The organism is Barnesiella sp. ET7, assembly GCF_024733785.1.
Taxonomy (GTDB): domain Bacteria; phylum Bacteroidota; class Bacteroidia; order Bacteroidales; family Barnesiellaceae; genus Barnesiella; species Barnesiella merdigallinarum.
Genome location: NZ_JANRHM010000007.1, coordinates 79,170 through 98,831 on the forward strand (window position 1 = coordinate 79,170; position 19,662 = coordinate 98,831).

The following is a 19,662-nucleotide window of genomic DNA, read 5'->3' on the forward strand; positions in this document are numbered from 1 at the left end:
AAAAGAAATCGACCAACTACCAACGATTGAATAAAGAAAAAGAAGAAAGATGTTTTCCGAAGAATTAGAAAAATATTCCTGGGACGACATAACCGCCTGCATCAACTCGAAACAGAGCCGCGACGTGGAGATTGCCTTGGGCAAGGAGCACTTGACCATCGACGACTTCATGGCCCTCGTTTCGCCAGCCGCAGCTCCCTATCTGGAGTCCATGGCCGCCCTGAGCCGACGCTATACTCAGGAGCGTTTCGGTAAAACGATACAGATGTATGTACCGCTTTATATCACCAACTCGTGCAACAACTTTTGCGTCTATTGCGGGTTCAACCACAACAACCCCATCTCTCGCATCATCCTCACCGAAGAGGAGATCGAGAACGAATGCCGCGCCATACGCAAGCTGGGCCCCTTTGAGAACCTGCTCATCGTCACCGGCGAGAATCCGCGCGATGCCGGTGTAGACTATCTGGAGCGGGCTCTGCATGTAGCCCGCCCCTACTTTGCCAACCTCTCGATCGAGGTGATGCCGCTCAAGAGCGAAGATTACTACCGGCTCACCAAGTCGGGCCTCAACGGTGTGGTTTGCTTCCAGGAGACCTACCACAAGGATCGCTACAAGACCTATCACCCCAAGGGGATGAAATCGATTTTCGAATGGCGTGTCAACGGCTTCGACCGCATGGGTCAGGCCGGCGTGCACAAGATAGGCATGGGTGTGCTCATCGGGCTGGAGCCCTGGCGCACCGACGTGACCATGATGGCCATTCACCTGCAATACCTGCGCAAGCACTACTGGCAGACGAAATACAGCGTCAACTTCCCCCGCATGCGGCCGTCGGAGGGGCACTTCCAACCCAACGTGGTGATGAGCGACCGGGAGCTGGCCCAGCTGATTTTTGCCTTCCGTATCTTCGACCACGACGTGGATATTTCGGTATCGACCCGCGAGAACCCCAACTTCCGCAACCACATTGCCACGCTGGGAGCCACCTCGATGAGTGCCGGCTCGAAGACCGACCCGGGAGGCTACGCCACCTATCCGCAGGCACTGGAGCAATTTGCCGTGAGCGACGAACGCACCCCGGCCGAGGTAGAGCAGGCCATCAAGGCCATGGGCTACGAGGTAGTATGGAAAGACTGGGATAAAATCTTCGATTGATGAACGAGCGGTACAGCAGACAGACGATGCTCCCCGAAATAGGCGAAGCGGGCCAGGAGCGGCTGCGCCAGGCGCGAGTGCTGATTGTGGGGGTGGGCGGCCTGGGTTCGCCCGTCGCCCTCTACCTGACGGCGGCCGGTGTGGGCTGCCTGGGGCTGGTCGACGACGATGTGGTGTCGGTGAGCAACCTGCAACGGCAGGTGCTCTATACCGAAGCCGAGGTGGGAGCCCCCAAGGTGGAGTGTGCCCGCCGGCGGCTGTCGGAGCTGAACAGCACGACCCGCATCGAGACCTACCCCACGCGGTTTACCCCCGAAAATGCCGCCGAACTCGTGGCCAACTACGACCTGGTGGTCGACGGCTGCGACAACGCGGCCACCCGCTACCTCATCGACGAGGAGTGCGCCCGCCAAGGCAAGCCCTACGTCTACGGCTCCATCGCCGCCTTCGAGGGACAGGTGTCGGTATTCAACTACCGGGGAGGCCCCCGGTACAGCGACCTCTACCCGCGCCCGGCAGTAATGCCTGTGCCGCAACCGGGCGGCGTGGTCGGGTCCATTCCCGGCCTCATCGGTTGCCTGCAAGCCTCCGAAGCCATCAAGATAATTGCCGGGTGCGGCGAGGTGTTGAGCGGCAAACTCTACTGGACCAACCTGCTCACCCTGCAGCACCAGATTATCGAACTATGAGTTCTTCGGCTCATAGTCTGTTGTATGGCTCAAAAGAGGTTTTCCAAAACCAATAGAGCGTTGACATAGAAACAAAAACGACAGCCTCGGCGATTTTCTGCCGAGGCTGTCGTTTATAAGTCAATTCGATATTCGATCTTCATCGTTGCTTACCACCAAAATTAAAAAGCCGGAATCTAATAAAAAACAATCGCAGCACTCTGTATTTGCGCAATTTTTCGATGATTTTACTCATTATGGCTAAGAAATTTTCTTGATTACATACTTTTATTCTATCAATAAGCATTCGCCCAGTTGTTCTTGCGAATGTTCTCGCGTTTCCACTTATCCTTGGGAGCAGTCTCGCCCTGCGGATAACCCATGGGGATGACGTTGAGCGGAATAATCTGTGCCGGCAAACCGAGTACCGAGCGAATGGCTTTTACCCGGCTCATCACAGGATAGGCACCCGTCCATACGGCTCCCAGCCCCAGACCGTGAGCAGCCAACAGGATATTCTCGGTAGCGGCCGAGGCATCCTGTATCCAATAGGTAGCCCCCTCGCCCTCGATGGCTTTGCTCAAGTCGCCGCACACCACGATGGCCACCGGAGCCGATGCCAGCATCTTGGCATTGGGCAGCGAGTCGGCCAACTGGGTCATCAGCGCCTTGTCGTCGATAACCACAAAGGCCCACGGCTGTTGATTGCGGGCAGTAGGTGCCGCCATGCCGGCGCGCAGAATCTGCTCGATTTTCTCGGGCTCCACGGCCTGGTCGGTATAGGCCCGCACACTGGCCCGGGTTTCGATAGCCTCGAGTACCGGCATACCCTCGCCGCTGCTCTTCGAATCGCTCTTGGTGGTCGAGAAGAACATCACGAACACGACTACCGTGAAGATGAACCACACGGCCAGAAAAATAAATAAAACTCGTTTCATCATATCTTGTCTGTTTTTTTTTAAGTTTACAGCGTCAGCAGTCCCTCGGGAATACTCATGTAGAGCCGGCGGTTCTCCTCGTCGATTTCGCTCACAAACTCGTCGACGGCCGGCACCAGCAGCTCGCGGCCGGCGTGGTCTATCTCGAAGAGCACATTCTCGGTCGAGTCGTCGACGGCCACAATCTTGCCCAACTCGCCCAGCTCGCTGTCGACGACGGTAAACCCGATGAAGTAGTCGCTCGGGACCTCCTCTTCGGCCTCCGTGTCGTAGTAGGATTTGGGGAAGTAGACATCGAGCAGCGAGAAGGCCCGGGCCTCGGTCTCATTGTCGACATCCTCGAGCTTTATCAAGGCCGTAGTGTCGCTCTTGAAGCGATACTCCTCGATGAAAAAGGGGACGAAGATACCGTCGATTTCGCAGACGATATAGGGACAGTCGGTGCGGTCGAACACATCGTCGGTAAAGGTGAAGGAGAGCTCCCCCTTCACCCCGTGCGGTTTGTTGAACCGCCCTATCTTGATCAATTCTTCACGTTCAATCATTGTACGATTTCTCTTGTTTTACAACCGGGTGATGCGCGCGCCTATGGCATTGAGCCGCTTGTCGATGTCCTGGTAGCCCCGGTCTATCTGGTCGATGTTGTGGATGCGGCTCGTACCCTCGGCACTCATGGCGGCAATGAGCAGTGCGATACCGGCCCGAATATCGGGCGATACCATGTTGGCTGCCCGCAGCGTGTGGGCGTGAGCCTGACCGATGACGGCGGCGCGGTGCGGGTCGCACAGGATAATCTGGGCCCCCATGTCGATGAGCTTGTCGACGAAGAAGAGTCGGCTCTCGAACATCTTCTGGTGGATGAGCACGCTGCCCTTGGCCTGGGTAGCCACCACGAGGAAGACACTCAGGAGGTCGGGGGTAAGTCCCGGCCACGGCGCATCGGCGAAGGTCATGATAGAGCCGTCGATAAAGGTCTCTATCTCGTACCCGTCGTGCTCGGGGATGTGGATGTCGTCGCCGTTTTGCTCGACGGTGATACCCATCCGGCGGAAGCTGTCGGGGATAATGCCCAGGTCGTTGTACGACACGTTTTTGATGGTGATGTCCGACCGGGTCATGGCAGCCATGCCGATGAAACTGCCCACCTCGATCATATCGGGCAGAATGGTGTGCTCGCACCCCTTGAGCGACGACACGCCGTGAATCGTGAGCAGGTTGGAGCCGATGCCCTCGATGCGGGCACCCATGCGGTTGAGCATCTTCGAGAGCTGTTGCAGGTAGGGTTCGCAGGCCGCGTTGTAGATGGTAGTGTCGCCCTCGGCCATGACGGCAGCCATGAGGATGTTGGCCGTACCCGTCACCGACGCCTCGTCGAGCAGCATGTAGCTGCCGGTGAGTTTGTCGGCCTTGATTTCGTAGCGTTGTGCCTTGGGGCAATAGGTGAACGTGGCCCCCAGTTTCTGGATACCCAGAAAGTGCGTATCGAGACGCCGGCGGCCAATCTTGTCGCCCCCCGGCTTGGGCAATACGGCATAGCCGAAGCGGGCAATGAGCGGCCCGATAATCATCACCGACCCCCGCAGGGCAGCTCCCTTCTGCAGGAACTCGTCGGTGTCGAGATAGTCGAGATTGATTTTATCGGCCTTGAAACTGTACGCATTCAACCCGATATGCTTCACCGTCACACCCAGGTCGCGCAACAGTTGTATGAGGTTGTTTACATCGAGAATATCGGGGATATTGTATATCTTCACCTCTTCGGGGGTGAGCAACGTAGCACAAAGGACTTCCAATGCCTCATTCTTAGCTCCTTGCGGTATCAACTCTCCATTCAGACGATGCCCGCCTTCAATAATAAAAGATGCCATACTCTTTCTCTATTAAGGTTAATGAGGGAAAGATACAAAAAAAAGCGGTTATTTACCCGCTTTTTTCGAATTATTTTTCGACTTGTTGTTTCGCTGCGGCTGCACGACGGGTTCCCTCACATCGCGCAGGTGATAGGTGGCGGGATCGAGGTCGATTACCCCGTGGGTATACTCCCGCAAATCCTTCAAAATCTTTTCGTCCTCGACCGAGTCCTTGTTCCACTGATAGTAGAGTTTCTTCATGTGGTTGGCCAGCATCGACACGAGGGCATCGCGCTCGGGTCCGGCAGGCATCTCCTCGGCCTTCTTCAACATCCCCTCCATGATTTTACCGTAATGACGGTATTTGATGGGGGTCGTGTGGTAAGGTATAGCATCGGGGTGCGTATGCAGATTCTCCTTTTTGACAATCTCGTAGGGATAGTCGATGTCGAGCTTGAAGTCGGACATGATGGCCAGGTGGTCCCACAACTTGTGCTTGAAGTCGTCGATGTCGCGCAAGTGAGGAAAGAGGTTACCCATAATATTGATAATGGTATTGGCGCAACGGGTACGTTCGGCACGATCCTCGATAGTCATGCAGTGGTCGACCATCTGTTGCACATTACGCCCATACTCAGGCAGAATCAGTTTCTTTAAGTCCGAAGTATATTGCATAATCTCTCTATATGATTTTCTTTATTTACAATACTTTGTTTTTGGGAGTGGTGGCGATGAACTCTTTCAGGTAGAAGGGCTCGAAATAGGCCACATCCTCAAACTGACCTTGCCGGTAAGCCCGCTCGGCAAGTGCCAGCATATCGGTAGCCAGGGGTACGATGTCGTCGACAAAGATGGCATTCTCGTGGCGGATGACCTCCTTGCACTTGGCAGCTCCGTTGCCCGAGAAGACGACACGACGGTCGGCCAACAAGTCGGCAAAGGAGTTTTCGTCGACCACACAGGCCTGCACGGGACGCACGGCGTTGAGCGCATTGTCGTAGACGGCGGTATAGACCTCCATGCGACGGGCGTCGATCATGGGACAATATAACACATCTTCGTCGAAATAGGTTTTAAACATGGTGGCGCAAGCCAGCAGTTCGAGGGTGTGCACGGCAATAAGGGGCACCTTCAGCCCGAAGCAAAGCCCCTTGGCCTCGGAGACCCCGATGCGCAGCCCCGTGTAAGAGCCCGGGCCGCTGCTCACCGCTACGGCATCGACCTTTATCGACTTGTCGCGGGCAAAGGTCATCAACTCTTTTACATAGGCTCCCAGCAGCGAGGCGTGCGAGGGGCCGTCGAAGTTCTCGAAATGGCATTGTACCACTCCGTCGGAAGAGAGCGCGGCCGAGCAGACCGACGTAGAGGTCTCTATATGTAGAATATTCGGCATAATTTTATCGGTAAACATACTGCCTCTCTGCCCTTTCCCCGGGCAAAAAGGTAAACAAACGTATTACAATCGCGTTAATGAGTGTACAAAAATAGCTCTTTTTTTTCAATAATATTGCTTTGGCATCGGAAATAAGATTAAATTTGCAAAAACATTTACAGACATGATACAATCGATGACCGGTTTCGGCAAGTCCGTGGTGGAACTGCCGCACAAAAAAATAACCGTTGAAATAAAATCGTTGAACAGCAAGCAGCTCGATTTGTCGACCCGCATTCCCCAACAATACAGAGAGCTGGAGATGGAGATTCGCTCGGAGATTGCCCGGCGGCTGGAGCGGGGTAAAGTCGACTTTCTGGTATACAGCGAGTCGATAGGCAAAGGAACCTCGGCCCAGATAAACGTGCCGGTGCTGGAGGGCTACTACCAGCAGGTGAAAGAGGCTTCGGAAAAACTGGGCATTGCCATGCCCGAAGACTGTTTCTCGATTTTGCTGCGCCTGCCCGACGCCCTGAGTACCGATAGCCAGGAAATCGACGAAACCGAAATCAACGCTCTGAAGAAGGCGGTCGACGAGGCCATCACCCACCTCGAGGAGTTCCGCATCCAGGAGGGGGCCATGCTGCAACACCTCTTTGAAGAGAAGATTGCCAACATTGCCCAGCTGCTGAAGGAGGTGGAGCCCTACGAGAAGGAGCGCATCGAAAAAATCAAGGGACGCATCATCGACGCCCTGACCAAAATCGACAACTTCGACTACGACAAAAACCGGTTCGAGCAGGAGATGATTTTCTATATCGAGAAACTCGACATCAACGAAGAGAAGCACAGGCTCGACAACCACTTGAAATATTTTCTCGAGACCATGCAGGCCGGCAAGGGCCAGGGCAAGAAGCTGGGCTTCATCAGCCAGGAGATGGGTCGCGAAATCAACACGCTCGGTTCCAAGTCGAACCAGGCCGAAATGCAACGCATCGTCGTGCGCATGAAAGACGAGTTGGAACAGATCAAAGAGCAAGTATTAAACGTAATGTAATGGAAAAGAGAGGCAAACTGGTTATATTCTCGGCACCCTCGGGGTCGGGCAAATCGACCATCATACAATCGCTGCTGAATCGCGACCTGAACCTGTCGTTCTCGATCTCGGCCACCAGCCGTGCCCCGCGAGGCACCGAGAAGAACGGCGTAGAATACTACTTCATCTCGCCCGAAGAGTTCAGACAACGTATCGCCAACGGCGAGTTTCTGGAGTATGAAGAGGTGTATGCCGGCAAGTTCTACGGCACGCTCAAGAGCGAGGTCGAGCGCATACTCGACAGTGGCCGCAACGTCATCTTCGACGTCGACGTGGTAGGCGGGCTCAACATCAAGAAGTATTACGGCGACCAGGCACTGGCCCTCTTCATCCAACCGCCCAGCATCGAGGAGTTGGAGAAGCGGCTCAAACACCGGGCTACCGATGCCCCCGAGGTGATTGCCAGCCGGGTGGCCAAGGCCGAATACGAACTCTCGTTTGCCCCGCGGTTCGACCACATCATCGTCAACGACATTTTAGAAAAAGCCCAGGAAGAGGCCTACCAGACCATACGGCAATTCCTCGACAAACCCTAAACCCATGCAACCTATCCAGACAGCTTTCTTTTCAGGCACGTTCAACCCCGTCCACACGGGGCACCTCATACTGGCCAACTACCTGTGCGAGTTCGAGGGGTTCGACGAGGTGTGGATGTCGGTAACGCCCCAGAACCCCTTGCGGGAAAAGCTGTCGCCCGAGGCCGACCGCCAGCGCCTCGAAATGCTGCGGCTGGCCGTGACCGGCAACCCCAAAATCGTAGCGACCGACATCGAGTTTTCGCTCCCCCTGCCCTCCTACACGATTCGCACGCTCGACCACCTCAGGAGCCTCTACCCCGACCGCGAGTTCACCCTCGTCATCGGGGCCGACAACTGGCTGCTCTTCGACCGGTGGCGCGAGAGCCGGCGCATCGTCGACGAGTATCGGGTGTGCATCTATCCCCGCCGGGGCTACGACATCGACGAGGCGAAGCTCCCCCCTACCGTGCGGTACTGCCGGGCTCCCCTCATCGAGATTTCGTCGACCCAGGTACGGCAGGGAATCGCCGCCGGCAAAAACATGAACTATTTTGTACCCCAGTCGGTATATACATACATTATCAACCACAGACTTTATAAAAACAACGAGTAATGGACGAACGCATCTATTCCAAAGATATTATCGAATTTGTCACCGTAGGTGCCGAATATTGCGCTTTCCTCGAACGTACTCCCGAACTGGAAAAAGATGAATTTATCGATAAAATCATAAAAATACTTCCGCTGCTCTACCTCAAAGCTACCCTGCTCTCGCCCGAAGAACCCGAAGAGGAGGCCTATACCGAACGTTTCGTGACCGAAAGCATGTACGAGAGTGTGCGCATGAGCATCGAGAGCCTCCTGGGCGAAGACGACAACTACCTGGAGGTGTTCCAGTCGGGCATGGAATACAGCGAAGGCCCGTTGGCGGCCAGCATCTCGGAAGGGCTCGCCGACATCTATCAAGACTTGAAAGACTTTATCTCGGTATATCGCCTGGGCAACGAGCCGCAAATGCTCGAGTCGCTCTACATCTGCTACGAAAACTTTGTCTCCTACTGGGGGCAACAACTGGTCAATGTACTGCGGGCGCTGCACCATGTAAAATATTCGCAGCACGACGACGATGACGATCACGACGACACATGCGACTGCGGTCATCACCACCATCGGTCAACGGCTGACGACCATTACACCGATATATTCGGTCATCAACAAGGGGACGACGATATTTTCGACAAACTCAACGATGATGTGGATTAACGCTTATGGATAACGAGACTTCTGACAAAATAAAAATTAGTAAAGAAATCATTGCAACTTTACCTATCGAATCATTCCCCGGACGAATCGTCGTGGTCGACAACGAAGCCCAGGTAACCGAAGCTACCAAATGTCTGGGCCACGAGTCGATTATCGGGTTTGATACCGAAACCCGACCGACATTCAAGAAGGGACAGAGCAACCACGTGGCCCTCATGCAACTCTCGACCCACGACACCTGCTACCTCTTCCGCCTCAACCGCATCGGATTCGCCCAGCCCTTGAAACGGCTGCTCGAAGACGACCACCTGCTCAAGGTGGGTATCTCACTCAAGGACGACTTCTGCATGCTGGGGCGACTCAACAGCGGGCCATTCACCCCGCGCAACTTTATCGAGTTGCAGAAGTTTGTCAAGCCCTACGGCATCGAGGACCAGAGTTTGCAAAAAATCTATGCCATCGTCATCGGGAAAAAGATTTCGAAAGGACAACGCCTCTCCAACTGGGAGGCCGACCACCTGACCGACAGCCAACAACTCTATGCCGCTACCGACGCCTGGAGCTGCATCAAAATCTACGAGGCCCTCAAATCGAAAGATTTCCAATTTCCCTCGATATTACAACAACCCCCTACAACACTCTAACTATTTTATTACAAATGAAACGGTACGACATTATTGCATTGCTCCTGGTTATCTATCTGGCCGTCATGGCCTACTTCGGTCGAGGTATGTTGCTGAGCGGCAACTATTGGGAATACTTCGGCATCATCGGCTTTACGCTCCTGATTATTCTGGCCTTGCGATGGGCCTTGAAACGCCGCGAGAAGATTCGTAACGAGCGCCGCCAAAAGCAAGATGTCATGGATCGCCGTACCATGCGCGACGACCACCACTCATAAAAAAACTCATTTATCTCCACGACTATGGTAAAAAAAGTTCTTCTTATCCTGTCGGTTATCACAGCGTTATCGGGCACCGCATCGGCCCAGATTCTGAAAAATACCTGGATTGTCAACCCCCAAATCAGCGGATTCAACCTGGGCAGCACCCACACCCGCGAGACGGGTAACGAAACTTTCGACCTGGGACTGCAGGTCGAAACGGGTAATTTCATCGCCAACAACCTGCTGTTCTATGTAGGAGTCGGCGGCAACTTTTCGTGGAACAAGGAGTACCGAGACAACAACATAGATCTGAATGTGGGTATCCGATACTATACCCTCACCACCCTCTTCATCGGAGTGAATACGGGATATACCCACGCCTGGTACAAACCCAAGGACGAATCGTCGGCCTGCGACGACTATCTCTATGTGGGCGCCGAACTGGGTTACGCCATCTTCGTGAGCCACAACATATCGCTCGACCCGGCTCTCTACTGGAAACACAGCTTCACCGACCAGCTCGACCAGTATGGATTGAAGGTGGGCCTCTCGGTCTATTTCTAAACAGCGAATCGATAAATCAAAACACATAACACAATGACAGAAAAAATGACTCAACTGATGAAGGACATCCCGGCCGTACGATGGACGGCTCTTGTCCTGCTGGCGAGCGCCATGTTTTTCGGCTATATCTTCATGGATATACTCTCGCCTCTACAAGAATTGTTACAAAACACGAGAGGCTGGTCGCCCGATGCTTACGGCCACTACGCCGGTTCCGAAACTTTTCTGAACGTATTTGTATTCTTCCTGATTTTTGCCGGTATCATACTCGACAAGATGGGTGTGCGTTTCACGGCCATACTCTCGGGTGCCGTCATGCTGGTAGGTGCCTCGATCAACTACTACGCCGTGAGCAATGCCTTCATCGGCAGTGGAGCCGAGGCCTTTATGAACCGCTTTATGAACCTGCCGCTGGAGTGGTGGAACGTCACCCCGTTCTACGAAGGGATGCCCGCCTCGGCCAAAATGTCGGCCATCGGCTTCATGTTCTTCGGATGCGGTGTCGAGATGGCAGGTATCACCGTTTCGCGCGGTATCGTCAAATGGTTCAAGGGTAAAGAGATGGCTCTGGCCATGGGTGTAGAGATGGCTATCGCCCGTGTGGGTGTAGCCGTGGTGGTACTGGGTTCGCCGGTACTGGCCAACAAGTTTGCCCCGGTCGACGTATCGCGCCCCGTACTCGTGGCCGTGATTCTGCTGGCCATCGGCCTCATCTGTTTCATCACCTACGCCTTCATGGATAAGAAACTCGAGCAACAGATGGGCGAAAGCGGCGAAGAGAAAGACGATCCCTTCAAAATCTCGGACCTCAAATATATCTTCTCGAGCAAGGTGTTCTGGCTGGTAGCGCTGCTGTGCGTGCTCTACTACTCGGCCATCTTCCCCTTCCAGAAGTATGCCATCAACATGCTGCAATGCAACCTGGGCTATACGGCCGAACAGGCCGGCTGGGTGTTCTTCGTCTTCCCGCTGGGAGCCGCAGCCATCACCCCCATCCTGGGCAACTTCCTCGACCATAAAGGCAAAGGTGCCACCATGCTCATCTTCGGTGCCGTGCTCATGATTGCCTGCCACCTGGTATTCGCTCTGGTGCTGCCCGCCTTGAAAGGTACCGTCACCGCCGTGATTGTGGCCTACCTCTCCATCATCCTGCTGGGTATCTCGTTCTCGCTGGTACCGGCCTCGCTGTGGCCCTCGGTACCCAAGCTGGTCGACAACAAGCTGCTGGGCTCGGCCTACGCCGTTATCTTCTGGATTCAGAACATCGGTCTCTACTCCTTCCCCATGATTATCGGTGCCACACTGCGCATGTCGAACCCCGGTATCACCGACCCGCTGCAATACAACTACACCGTGCCGATGCTCATCTTTGCCAGCCTGGGAGTCTTGGCGCTCATCTTCGGGTTGTGGCTGAAGGTCGAGGACAAGAAACGGGGATACGGTCTCGAAGAGCCTAACATCCAAAAGTAACATAAAGCCTATTCAATCGGCTCATTCCAAACCCCATACATGCGGCAGTCGGCATCGAAACCGGCTGCCGCATCTTGTTTTCTTTTTTATTCAACTAAAAAATATAGTTATAAAACTACCCTGTTTAGTTTTATTAACTACAAAAATTAGTTGAATAACTAAAACTTTTAGTTTATTTGCAAAGAGAAAAACGAAAACCTATGAAAGGACTTACCGCAAAAGAAGAAGAAATCATGAACTACTTCTGGCAAAAAGGCCCCCTGTTCGTGAAAGAGTTGCTCGATTTCTACGACGAGCCCAAACCCCACTTCAATACCCTGTCGACCATCGTGCGGGGTCTCGAAGAGAAGGGTTACCTGGCCCACAAGGCATTCGGCAAAACCTACCAGTACTACGCCGCCGTGAGCGAAGAGTCGTTCCGTCGGGGGACCCTCCGTCAGGTGGTGCGCAAGTATTTCAACAGCTCCTACCTGGGCGTGGTCTCGTCGCTCATCGAGGAGGAGGACATCTCGCTGAAGGAGCTGAAGGAACTTATCGAGAAAGTGGAACGAGGAAGTGAAAAATAAAACCGCCCAGCCATGAGTGCATTTTTTGTCTACATACTCCAGTCGGCCGTCTGCCTGGCGATACTGTTTCTCTTCTACAGCATTCTGCTGAGCCGGGAGACCTTCTACCGCTACAACCGGGTGGCACTGCTCTGCCTCATCCCCCTCTCGTTTGTGCTGCCGCTGTGCCACTTGCCGCTGTTTACCGAGAACGAAAGTGTGGCCCCCGTCCCCGTCGTGATACTCGACAACCTGTCGGCCTTCAGCTACGTGACCGACGATGTCGAAGCCACAGCCGCCCCGGTGCCCGTGGCCCTCGTGGCGGCGATAGTCCTCTACTGGACCGGTGTAGCGTTTTTCGTTGCCCGCTACATCGTTACCATCGTGCGCCTGCTGCGACTCATGAGCAGCGGCCGCCGGGTGACCGACGACGAAGGTCGGCAGATTATCGTCCTGCCCCGGTCTATTGCACCCTTCAGCTGGTTCGGCCGGATTGTCCTCTCCGAGGAGGACTATGCCGCCCACAGCCGAGAGATACTGCTGCACGAGTCGGCCCACATACGCAAGCGCCACTCCCTTGACCTGCTGGTGGCCGACCTCTGTACCTGGCTGCAATGGTTCAATCCTGCCGCCTGGCTGCTGAAACGCGAGTTGCAAACCGTGCACGAATACGAGGCCGATGCCGAGGTAATCGACCAGGGCATCGATGCCCGGCAATACCAACTGCTGCTCATCAAGCGATCGGTGGGCTCGAAATTCTACTGCGTGACCAATCACTTCAATCACAACAAACTTAATAAACGTATTACTATGATGCTCAAAAAGAAATCCAACCGCAAAGCGACCTGGAAGTATCTCTATGTGATACCCGTCGCACTCTGTACCGTCACGGTATTCGCCCGCCCCGAAGTATCGGAACGCCTCGACGAAATCGCATCGACCGACCTGCTGGCCATGCTCGACAAGGTCGATTCGCAATCGGCCACCGACCAGAGCCAAATGGTCATCACCGCTGCCAGCAACTCGAACCAGACAAACACCCTGAACGTCAACATCGACGAATCGGGCGACTCGAGCCAGGGGAACAAACTGAAAATCAATATCACCGAGAACGGGAAACCGGCCTCGATGGATAGTGCACTCTGCATCGTAGACGGGAAGAAAGTCTCGCGCGAAGAGATCGACAAACTCTCACCCGACCAGATAAAGAGTGTCACGGTGCTCAAAGGGAAAATGGCTGTCGAGAAGTATGGCGACGAAGCCAAAGGTGGAGCCCTGCTCATCAGTACGAAAGAGTCGGACGATACCCAACCGATGAAGATAACCCTCTCGAACGACGGGAAACAGGGCTTCCAAACGAGCTACTATGTCATCAACGGGAAGAAAGTCCCGGCCGAAGTGATAGACAATCTCTCGTCAGGCAAGTTCTCCTATATCATCAACGGCAAGGAAGTATCGGCCGAAGATATGGAAAAACTCAACCTGTCGGGCCAGGTCGGAAACATCTCGATACTCAACGACAACGGAGAGAATACAATCATTATCCATTCGAAAAAGTCGTCGCTGAATAATTGGCAGCAACAGGTAAAAGCCCTGTCCGACTCCATCCGTGCAGAGGTGGCCGTCACCAAAGAGGGGAAAGAACTCTCGCCTGAAGCCATGGCTCGCATCGAGGCCCTCTCGGCCCGGATAAGCGCCAATGCCGACTCCATCACCCGAGCCATCGACGAGAAAGGCATCAATGCCCTCTCTACCCTCAACCACCACACCGATTCGGTGTCGGCTTACGTCAAACAGATACCCAATATCATCTATGTTGTCGACGGCAAAAAGGTTTCGGAAAAGAAGTTCAACAAGTTAAGCCCCAACGACATTGCCAGTATTACAGTGCTGAAAGGCGGAGAGGCTAATAAGAAGTACGGAGCTAAAGAGAATGATAATGTTCTCATCATCACGACTCGAAAGAAGAAATAAATAAACGATACCCCCGACTGAAAAAAGACCAGGGCTGTGCTCGTGAGAACACAGCCCTGATTGTTTTTGTTCCTGTCCCTCCAGACGGCAATGCCCCGCCCTATTGCGGCAGCGTCACCTTGAAGTAGGGATTATCGACGTGCTGCTCGAATATGATTTGCTTCATGGCCTCGACCCGCTCGGGATACTGTGCGGCCAGGTCGTGGTCTTCGTGAATATCGTCGGCCAGGTTGTAGAGGTGGCACTCGCCCTTCTCGACAAAGAGTTTCCAGTCGCCCTGGCGTACGGCTATCTGGTCGGTCTCGCAAAACTCCCAGTAGAGGAAGTCGTGCTGTTTCTGTTTTTTATCCTTCCCCAACAAGGTAGGTGCAAAAGTGAGGCCGTCGAAGTAGTTGGGGCGCCTCTGGGCATACCGTTTCTCATAATTCTTCACCCCCGAGAGGTCGCAGAAGGTGGGCAAAATATCGTAAAACGCCAGTTGATGGTCGTTGACCGACACCGGCACATGGCCCGGCCAGCGCACAATGAACGGAATGCGGATGCCCCCCTCGTGGCACGAACGCTTCAGCCCCTTCAGCTTGCCGTCGCGGCCGAAGAAGGTAGGGTCGGCCCCACCCTCCTCGTGCGGGCCGTTGTCCGACGAGAAGATGACCATCGTATTTTCGTCCAATCCCTTGGCTTTGAGCTTAGCCAAAATCTCACCCACATACCGGTCGAGCCGCTCGATCATGGCCGCAAACTGCGCATGCGTGTGAGTCACAGGATTGTAGCGGCTCCAGTAGCTGCCGTTGTATATTCCCTTGTCGCCCAACCGCTCGCGGTATTTGTTGAGCAAAGAGTCTTCGGGCTGTACCAGCTCGGCATGCGGCAAGGTGTAGGTGAAGAAGCCGAAGAAGGGTTGGTCGGCCGACTGCCGGTCGAGCCAATCGAGTGCCGCCTGGTGAATGAGGTCGGCCGAGTATTGTTTGCGCTGGCCATAACCGGCGCCCCACATGGGATACCGTATATTCTCGTCGAGCGTAACGCGCACCGTAGCCGTATCGCCCAGAGCCGGGTTGTAGCGATTCAAGAAGTTGGGATAGTACAGATGCGCCTGAAACTGGCAGATGTAACCGAAGAACTCGTCGACACCCCGCTTGTCGGGCGTAGAGACCGAGCCCTCGTAACCACCGGCCCATTTGCCGAACATGCCGGTCGTGTAGCCGTTGTCCTTCATCACCTCGGTGAGGATTACGTGGTCGGGGTCATACGGGTGCTGCCCCACCACGGCATAGTCGGTATTGATGCCATAGCGCACCTCGCCGCTCTCGGGCCAATACTCCTTGTTGCCACGCACCTCGCCGTGGCCCGAATGTTGGCCCGTCATAATGCTGGCTCGTGACGGAGCACTCACGGGACTGCCCGAATAGGCCTGCGTGAAACGCATACCCTCCGAAGCCATGCGGTCGAGGTTGGGCGTATCGATATATCGCTGCCCGTAACACCCCAAATCGCCATATCCCATGTCGTCGCACAGGATAAAAATAATGTTAGGCTTGTCGCTCTTCTGCGCCAATGCCGGGGAAACGGCGGTCAACAATCCACCGCCCAGGAATAAAAGTCTGCCGTATTTCATCTGTTTCCGGTATGTGTGTTAGGATGGGATAAAGATAGTGAAAGGAGAGCGCAATAAAGCCAAACTTGTTTGAGTTTTTTGGCAGGATTCGGAACTTTTCCGTAAAAAAATTATCTTTGCGACGATAGATTGTGAGACGGAACACACTCTCTATACACAAACACGAAACGAAAAAGAATATGTTCACGATCATTTGCATCACCATTTTAGCCTATATGATTATGGGCAAAGATATCAAACGGCTTCTGGCCCGAGTAAAAAATGTCGATTGGCGCGACAAGATAAACCGCATATACATCAAGTTGCAGCCCTATGCCCTCAAGGTAGGCCGTGTGGCGGCTCGCCCGTTGCTCCAGTTCTACTACGTGATGAAGGACGAGAAGACCTCGACCCTCGACCGCATTCTCATCTATGCCGCCATCATCTACACCATTTCGCCGGTAAGCCTCATCCCCAGTGCCGTGTTCAAGTTCATCGGGGTACTCGACGAAGGGGCCGCCGTGCTCTATGTCTACAAAAAGATAAAGGGCAAAATCACCCCCGAAATCAACGCCCAGGTCGATGAAACCCTCGACCAATGGTTCGGCACCCGCTACGAAATGGTGAGGGAGTAATCCGCTTGTAAGATATTATAAAAATATTTCGAGCGAGGATAGTTTTTCTATTCTCGCTTTTCTGTATCTTTACAGATGATAAGAAAAACGTCACAGAGACTCGATTATGGAAAAGACACTCTATACCCCATTCGACCGAATCATGTATATCATGGCCAAGCCGGTGGGATCGATTTGCAACCTGGCTTGTACCTATTGCTACTACACCGAAAAGGCTAAGCTCTACCACGATACGCCTCGCCATATCATGAGCGAGAGTTTGCTCGAGAAGTTTATCAAGGAGTATATCGAGAGCCAGGCGAGCGACCATATCCTCTTCACCTGGCATGGCGGCGAGACGCTGATGCGCCCGCTCGACTTCTACCAAAAGGTGGTGAAGCTGCAGGCTCAGTATGGCCGGGGCCGTGTCATCGAGAACAGCATACAGACCAACGGTACACTGCTGACCGACAGCTGGTGCCGCTTCTTCAAAGAGAACAACTGGCTGGTAGGGGTGAGTATCGACGGCCCGCAGGAGTTTCACGACGAATACCGCCTTACGAAACAGGGACGGCCTACTTTCGTGAAGGTGATGCAGGGTATCAACCTGCTCAACAAGCACGGGGTGGAGTGGAACGCCCTGGCCGTGGTCAACGACTTCAACGCCGATTATCCGCTCGACTTCTATCACTTTTTCAAGGATATTCACTGCAAGTATATCCAGTTTACCCCTATCGTCGAGCGCATCAATCCGCACACCGACGGTCGCCATCTGGCGGCTCCCGACGAGGAGACGCGCGACGGGGTGACCGACTTCTCGGTCTCGCCCGAACAGTGGGGCGAATTTCTCTGCACCCTCTTCGACGAATGGGTGCGCAACGACGTGGGCGAGTACTTCGTGCAGCTGTTCGATGCCACCCTGGCCAATTGGGCGGGGGTGATGCCGGGCATCTGCACCATGGCCGAAACTTGCGGCCATGCCGGCGTGATGGAGTTTAATGGCGACGTGTACAGTTGCGACCACTTCGTCTTCCCCGAATACAAGCTGGGGAATATCTACTCCAAGTCGCTCATCGAGATGATGAACAGCCCGCAACAGATTGCCTTCGGGCAGAACAAGCGCGACGGCCTGCCGGCCCAGTGCAAAGCGTGCGACTACCTGTTTGCCTGCCACGGCGAGTGTCCCAAAAACCGGTTTGCCCGCACCGCTACCGGTGAGCCGGGGCTGAACTACCTGTGTGCCGGGTATCACCGCTTTTTCGAGCATGTGGCTCCCTACATGGATTTTATGAAACACGAGCTCGACAACAAGCGGCCGCCAGCCAACGTGATGCAGTGGATTCGCGAAAACGAGAAGAACGAAAAGCGATGCTAACGCTCCTGCCATAACGACAAGCCCCGAAGTGCTGAAGACCAGACTCCGGGGCTTGTTCTATTTTCTTGATTCTGTTTCGCGATACTCTCCTACTCTTCCTTGCGCTCCAGCAACACCACATTCTCTACATGGTGAGTATGGGGGAACATGTCGACCGGCTGCACGCGCGCCACGCGATACTTGGCATCGAGCAGCGACAGGTCGCGCGCCTGCGTGGCGGGATTGCAACTGACATAGACGATGCGACGCGGCTCGGCAAAGAGGATGGTCTTGATTACATCGTCGTGCATGCCGGCGCGAGGCGGGTCGGTGATGATGACATCGGGGCGACCGTGTTCACCGATAAACTCTTCGGTAAGAATATCTTTCATATCGCCGGCATAGAACAGCGTGTTGTCGAGGCCGTTGATACGGGCATTCTCCTTGGCATCCTCGATAGCCTCGGGCACATACTCGATGCCGATGACCTTGCGCGACTGCCGGGCCACGAAGTTGGCAATGGTACCCGTGCCGGTGTAGAGGTCGTAGACCAGTTCGTCGCCGGTGAGGCCGGCAAACTCGCGGGCCACCTTGTAGAGTTCGTAGGCCTGCTCCGAGTTGGTCTGGTAGAACGACTTGGGGCCAATCTTGAAGCGCAGCCCCTCCATGCTCTCCCAGATGTAGTCGCGCCCGCGATAGAGATGCACCTCCTGGTCGGTGATGGTATCGTTGGGTTTCTGGTTGACTATATAGAGGAGCGAGGTAATCTGGGGGAACTCGTCGGCCACGTGCTGCATCATCGCCTCTATACGCTCCCGGTCGGGCTCGAAGAAAACGACGATAAGCATGATTTCGCCCGTCGAGGCGGTGCGCACGATGATATTGCGCATGAGTCCCGTCTGCTCTCGCAGGTCGAAGAAGGGGTAATTGTGGTCGATGGCAAACTGCCGTATCGAGAGGCGTATGCGGTTGGAGATGTCGTCCTGGAGCCAGCACTTCTTGATGTCGAGCACCTTGTCGAACATGCCCGGTATGTGGAACCCCAACGCATTGCGGCTGTCGAACTCCTGAGCCGACTGCAACTGCTCGTAGGTGAGCCACGACCGATTCGAGAACGAGAACTCGAGCTTGTTGCGGTAGAACTGCTGCTTGGCCGACCCCTTCGTGGGCAACACCTCGGGCAAGGGAATCTTGCCGATGCGGGTGAGGTTGTCCTCGACCTGCTGCCGTTTGAACTGCAACTGGAAGTCGTAGGTCACATGCTGCCACTTGCAGCCGCCGCACACCCCGAAGTGTTCGCAAAAAGGCTGCACCCGCAGCGGCGAATAGCTGTGAAATTTCACGATACGCGCCTCGGCGTAGCTGTGCTTCTTGCGCGTCACCTGTAAATCGACTACATCGCCCGGAGCGGCAAAGGGTACAAACACCACCAGGTCGTTCACTCGTGCCAAAGCCTTTCCTTCGGCAGCCACACCGGTTATCTCAATCTGCTCCAGCAAGGGGAGCTCTTTCTTCTTTCGTGCCAAAACAAATAAGTATAAGAATAATAATGGTGCAAAGATAATGAAAGGTGAGAGTAGAGGCAAAAGAAAACGCAGTTTTCAATTTTGACTCTGCCGAACCGCATCCTGTCTTCTGAAAAGATAGTGAAAGTCGAAGGTAGAAAAGCAAGCTTGCTTGATTTTTATACTGAGACGCATCCTATCTTCGTGTAGCAAAGATAGTGAAAGGTGAGCGACAAGCAAAGAGGCTTGCATTATTTGCTTGGCCGAACCGCATCCTGTCTTCTGAAAAGAT

21 protein-coding genes are annotated in these 19,662 nt (G+C 54.3%); 14 read left to right on the forward strand and 7 right to left on the reverse strand.

Annotated features, from left to right (window positions below; translation table 11 throughout):
* Positions 1-49: 49 nt before the first annotated feature.
* Both thiH and NW211_RS05955 read left to right on the forward strand, forming a co-directional pair.
* On the forward strand, positions 50-1,159 hold the full coding sequence (gene thiH, locus NW211_RS05950) for a 2-iminoacetate synthase ThiH (RefSeq protein WP_258327264.1): 1,110 nt from the start codon (positions 50-52) through the stop codon (positions 1,157-1,159).
* Positions 1,159-1,848: a HesA/MoeB/ThiF family protein gene (locus NW211_RS05955; RefSeq protein WP_087407559.1), complete on the forward strand. Its 690-nt coding sequence runs from the start codon at positions 1,159-1,161 to the stop codon at positions 1,846-1,848. The genes thiH and NW211_RS05955 overlap by 1 nt, the downstream gene beginning before the upstream one ends.
* A 275-nt stretch (positions 1,849-2,123) precedes the next feature.
* On the opposite strand, the gene NW211_RS05960 is transcribed toward NW211_RS05955, so the two are convergent.
* From NW211_RS05960 to tsaB, 5 genes are read right to left on the reverse strand one after another with little or no spacing between them, the layout of a single operon-like run.
* Positions 2,124-2,768 (reverse strand): nitroreductase family protein, encoded by a 645-nt coding sequence (locus NW211_RS05960; protein WP_258327265.1) that lies wholly within the window; start codon positions 2,766-2,768, stop codon positions 2,124-2,126.
* Between the two features lie 23 nt (positions 2,769-2,791).
* Positions 2,792-3,310 carry a ribosome maturation factor RimM gene (gene rimM / locus NW211_RS05965; protein WP_258327266.1) on the reverse strand — a complete coding sequence of 173 codons (519 nt, stop codon included), beginning with the start codon at positions 3,308-3,310 and terminating at the stop codon, positions 2,792-2,794.
* 18 nt (positions 3,311-3,328) lie between these two features.
* The gene (gene murA / locus NW211_RS05970; RefSeq protein ID WP_258327267.1) at positions 3,329-4,633 is read right to left on the reverse strand and encodes a UDP-N-acetylglucosamine 1-carboxyvinyltransferase; all 1,305 of its coding nucleotides are present in this window, start codon (positions 4,631-4,633) and stop codon (positions 3,329-3,331) included.
* Positions 4,634-4,681: 48 nt separating this feature from the next.
* Positions 4,682-5,290 carry a DUF4290 domain-containing protein gene (locus NW211_RS05975; protein ID WP_087407562.1) on the reverse strand — a complete coding sequence of 203 codons (609 nt, stop codon included), beginning with the start codon at positions 5,288-5,290 and terminating at the stop codon, positions 4,682-4,684.
* 25 nt (positions 5,291-5,315) lie between these two features.
* Positions 5,316-6,008 carry a tRNA (adenosine(37)-N6)-threonylcarbamoyltransferase complex dimerization subunit type 1 TsaB gene (gene tsaB, locus NW211_RS05980; protein ID WP_087407766.1) on the reverse strand — a complete coding sequence of 231 codons (693 nt, stop codon included), beginning with the start codon at positions 6,006-6,008 and terminating at the stop codon, positions 5,316-5,318.
* 163 nt (positions 6,009-6,171) lie between these two features.
* Here tsaB and NW211_RS05985 point away from each other — a divergent pair, with 163 nt between their 5' ends.
* The 10 genes from NW211_RS05985 (at position 6,172) to NW211_RS06030 (ending at position 14,303) form a co-directional block, all read left to right on the forward strand.
* A complete protein-coding gene (locus NW211_RS05985) occupies positions 6,172-7,044 on the forward strand; it encodes a YicC/YloC family endoribonuclease (protein WP_087407563.1) in 873 nt (290 codons plus the stop codon).
* On the forward strand, positions 7,044-7,619 hold the full coding sequence (gene gmk / locus NW211_RS05990; protein WP_087407564.1) for a guanylate kinase: 576 nt from the start codon (positions 7,044-7,046) through the stop codon (positions 7,617-7,619). The genes NW211_RS05985 and gmk overlap by 1 nt, the downstream gene beginning before the upstream one ends.
* 4 nt (positions 7,620-7,623) lie before the next feature.
* Positions 7,624-8,214, forward strand: coding sequence for a nicotinate (nicotinamide) nucleotide adenylyltransferase (gene nadD, locus NW211_RS05995; protein ID WP_087407565.1), 591 nt, complete (start codon positions 7,624-7,626; stop codon positions 8,212-8,214).
* Positions 8,214-8,864 carry a DUF5063 domain-containing protein gene (locus NW211_RS06000; protein WP_258327269.1) on the forward strand — a complete coding sequence of 217 codons (651 nt, stop codon included), beginning with the start codon at positions 8,214-8,216 and terminating at the stop codon, positions 8,862-8,864. The genes nadD and NW211_RS06000 overlap by 1 nt, the downstream gene beginning before the upstream one ends.
* 5 nt (positions 8,865-8,869) lie before the next feature.
* Positions 8,870-9,508, forward strand: coding sequence for a 3'-5' exonuclease (locus NW211_RS06005; RefSeq protein WP_258327270.1), 639 nt, complete (start codon positions 8,870-8,872; stop codon positions 9,506-9,508).
* Between the two features lie 14 nt (positions 9,509-9,522).
* Positions 9,523-9,765 (forward strand): hypothetical protein, encoded by a 243-nt coding sequence (locus NW211_RS06010; RefSeq protein WP_258327271.1) that lies wholly within the window; start codon positions 9,523-9,525, stop codon positions 9,763-9,765.
* A 24-nt stretch (positions 9,766-9,789) separates the two neighbouring features.
* Positions 9,790-10,314, forward strand: a complete 525-nt coding sequence (locus tag NW211_RS06015; RefSeq protein ID WP_087407569.1) for a hypothetical protein — start codon at positions 9,790-9,792, stop codon at positions 10,312-10,314.
* A gap of 33 nt (positions 10,315-10,347) precedes the next feature.
* Complete coding sequence (locus NW211_RS06020; RefSeq protein ID WP_087407570.1) at positions 10,348-11,784, forward strand: MFS transporter; 1,437 nt, start codon at positions 10,348-10,350, stop codon at positions 11,782-11,784.
* A gap of 200 nt (positions 11,785-11,984) precedes the next feature.
* On the forward strand, positions 11,985-12,350 hold the full coding sequence (locus tag NW211_RS06025) for a BlaI/MecI/CopY family transcriptional regulator (RefSeq protein ID WP_087407571.1): 366 nt from the start codon (positions 11,985-11,987) through the stop codon (positions 12,348-12,350).
* 12 nt (positions 12,351-12,362) lie between these two features.
* Positions 12,363-14,303: a M56 family metallopeptidase gene (locus NW211_RS06030; protein WP_258327272.1), complete on the forward strand. Its 1,941-nt coding sequence runs from the start codon at positions 12,363-12,365 to the stop codon at positions 14,301-14,303.
* 100 nt (positions 14,304-14,403) lie between these two features.
* On the opposite strand, the gene NW211_RS06035 is transcribed toward NW211_RS06030, so the two are convergent.
* Positions 14,404-15,918 carry an arylsulfatase gene (locus NW211_RS06035; protein ID WP_258327273.1) on the reverse strand — a complete coding sequence of 505 codons (1,515 nt, stop codon included), beginning with the start codon at positions 15,916-15,918 and terminating at the stop codon, positions 14,404-14,406.
* A gap of 179 nt (positions 15,919-16,097) precedes the next feature.
* Here NW211_RS06035 and NW211_RS06040 point away from each other — a divergent pair, with 179 nt between their 5' ends.
* Positions 16,098-16,532, forward strand: coding sequence for a YkvA family protein (locus NW211_RS06040; protein WP_258327274.1), 435 nt, complete (start codon positions 16,098-16,100; stop codon positions 16,530-16,532).
* Positions 16,533-16,638: 106 nt separating this feature from the next.
* Complete coding sequence (locus NW211_RS06045; protein WP_258327275.1) at positions 16,639-17,886, forward strand: anaerobic sulfatase-maturation protein; 1,248 nt, start codon at positions 16,639-16,641, stop codon at positions 17,884-17,886.
* Positions 17,887-17,975: 89 nt separating this feature from the next.
* Here NW211_RS06045 and rlmD read toward each other — a convergent pair whose 3' ends face one another.
* Positions 17,976-19,391, reverse strand: a complete 1,416-nt coding sequence (gene rlmD / locus NW211_RS06050; protein WP_258327276.1) for a 23S rRNA (uracil(1939)-C(5))-methyltransferase RlmD — start codon at positions 19,389-19,391, stop codon at positions 17,976-17,978.
* Positions 19,392-19,662: the final 271 nt, after the last annotated feature.

Excerpts from the sequence above, each read along its gene's own strand:
- rimM (WP_258327266.1), bottom strand. The coding sequence starts at position 3,310 with ATGATTGAACGTGAAGAATTGATCAAGATAGGGCGGTTCAACAAACCG.
- NW211_RS06045 (WP_258327275.1), top strand. The coding sequence starts at position 16,639 with ATGGAAAAGACACTCTATACCCCATTCGACCGAATCATGTATATCATG.
- gmk (WP_087407564.1), top strand. The coding sequence starts at position 7,044 with ATGGAAAAGAGAGGCAAACTGGTTATATTCTCGGCACCCTCGGGGTCG.
- nadD (WP_087407565.1), top strand. The coding sequence starts at position 7,624 with ATGCAACCTATCCAGACAGCTTTCTTTTCAGGCACGTTCAACCCCGTC.
- NW211_RS05975 (WP_087407562.1), bottom strand. The coding sequence starts at position 5,290 with ATGCAATATACTTCGGACTTAAAGAAACTGATTCTGCCTGAGTATGGG.
- thiH (WP_258327264.1), top strand. The coding sequence starts at position 50 with ATGTTTTCCGAAGAATTAGAAAAATATTCCTGGGACGACATAACCGCC.
- NW211_RS06015 (WP_087407569.1), top strand. The coding sequence starts at position 9,790 with ATGGTAAAAAAAGTTCTTCTTATCCTGTCGGTTATCACAGCGTTATCG.
- NW211_RS06025 (WP_087407571.1), top strand. The coding sequence starts at position 11,985 with ATGAAAGGACTTACCGCAAAAGAAGAAGAAATCATGAACTACTTCTGG.
- tsaB (WP_087407766.1), bottom strand. The coding sequence starts at position 6,008 with ATGCCGAATATTCTACATATAGAGACCTCTACGTCGGTCTGCTCGGCC.
- NW211_RS06035 (WP_258327273.1), bottom strand. The coding sequence starts at position 15,918 with ATGAAATACGGCAGACTTTTATTCCTGGGCGGTGGATTGTTGACCGCC.
- NW211_RS05985 (WP_087407563.1), top strand. The coding sequence starts at position 6,172 with ATGATACAATCGATGACCGGTTTCGGCAAGTCCGTGGTGGAACTGCCG.
- NW211_RS05955 (WP_087407559.1), top strand. The coding sequence starts at position 1,159 with ATGAACGAGCGGTACAGCAGACAGACGATGCTCCCCGAAATAGGCGAA.
- murA (WP_258327267.1), bottom strand. The coding sequence starts at position 4,633 with ATGGCATCTTTTATTATTGAAGGCGGGCATCGTCTGAATGGAGAGTTG.
- NW211_RS06005 (WP_258327270.1), top strand. The coding sequence starts at position 8,870 with ATGGATAACGAGACTTCTGACAAAATAAAAATTAGTAAAGAAATCATT.
- NW211_RS06010 (WP_258327271.1), top strand. The coding sequence starts at position 9,523 with ATGAAACGGTACGACATTATTGCATTGCTCCTGGTTATCTATCTGGCC.
- NW211_RS05960 (WP_258327265.1), bottom strand. The coding sequence starts at position 2,768 with ATGATGAAACGAGTTTTATTTATTTTTCTGGCCGTGTGGTTCATCTTC.
- NW211_RS06040 (WP_258327274.1), top strand. The coding sequence starts at position 16,098 with ATGTTCACGATCATTTGCATCACCATTTTAGCCTATATGATTATGGGC.
- NW211_RS06020 (WP_087407570.1), top strand. The coding sequence starts at position 10,348 with ATGACAGAAAAAATGACTCAACTGATGAAGGACATCCCGGCCGTACGA.
- NW211_RS06000 (WP_258327269.1), top strand. The coding sequence starts at position 8,214 with ATGGACGAACGCATCTATTCCAAAGATATTATCGAATTTGTCACCGTA.
- NW211_RS06030 (WP_258327272.1), top strand. The coding sequence starts at position 12,363 with ATGAGTGCATTTTTTGTCTACATACTCCAGTCGGCCGTCTGCCTGGCG.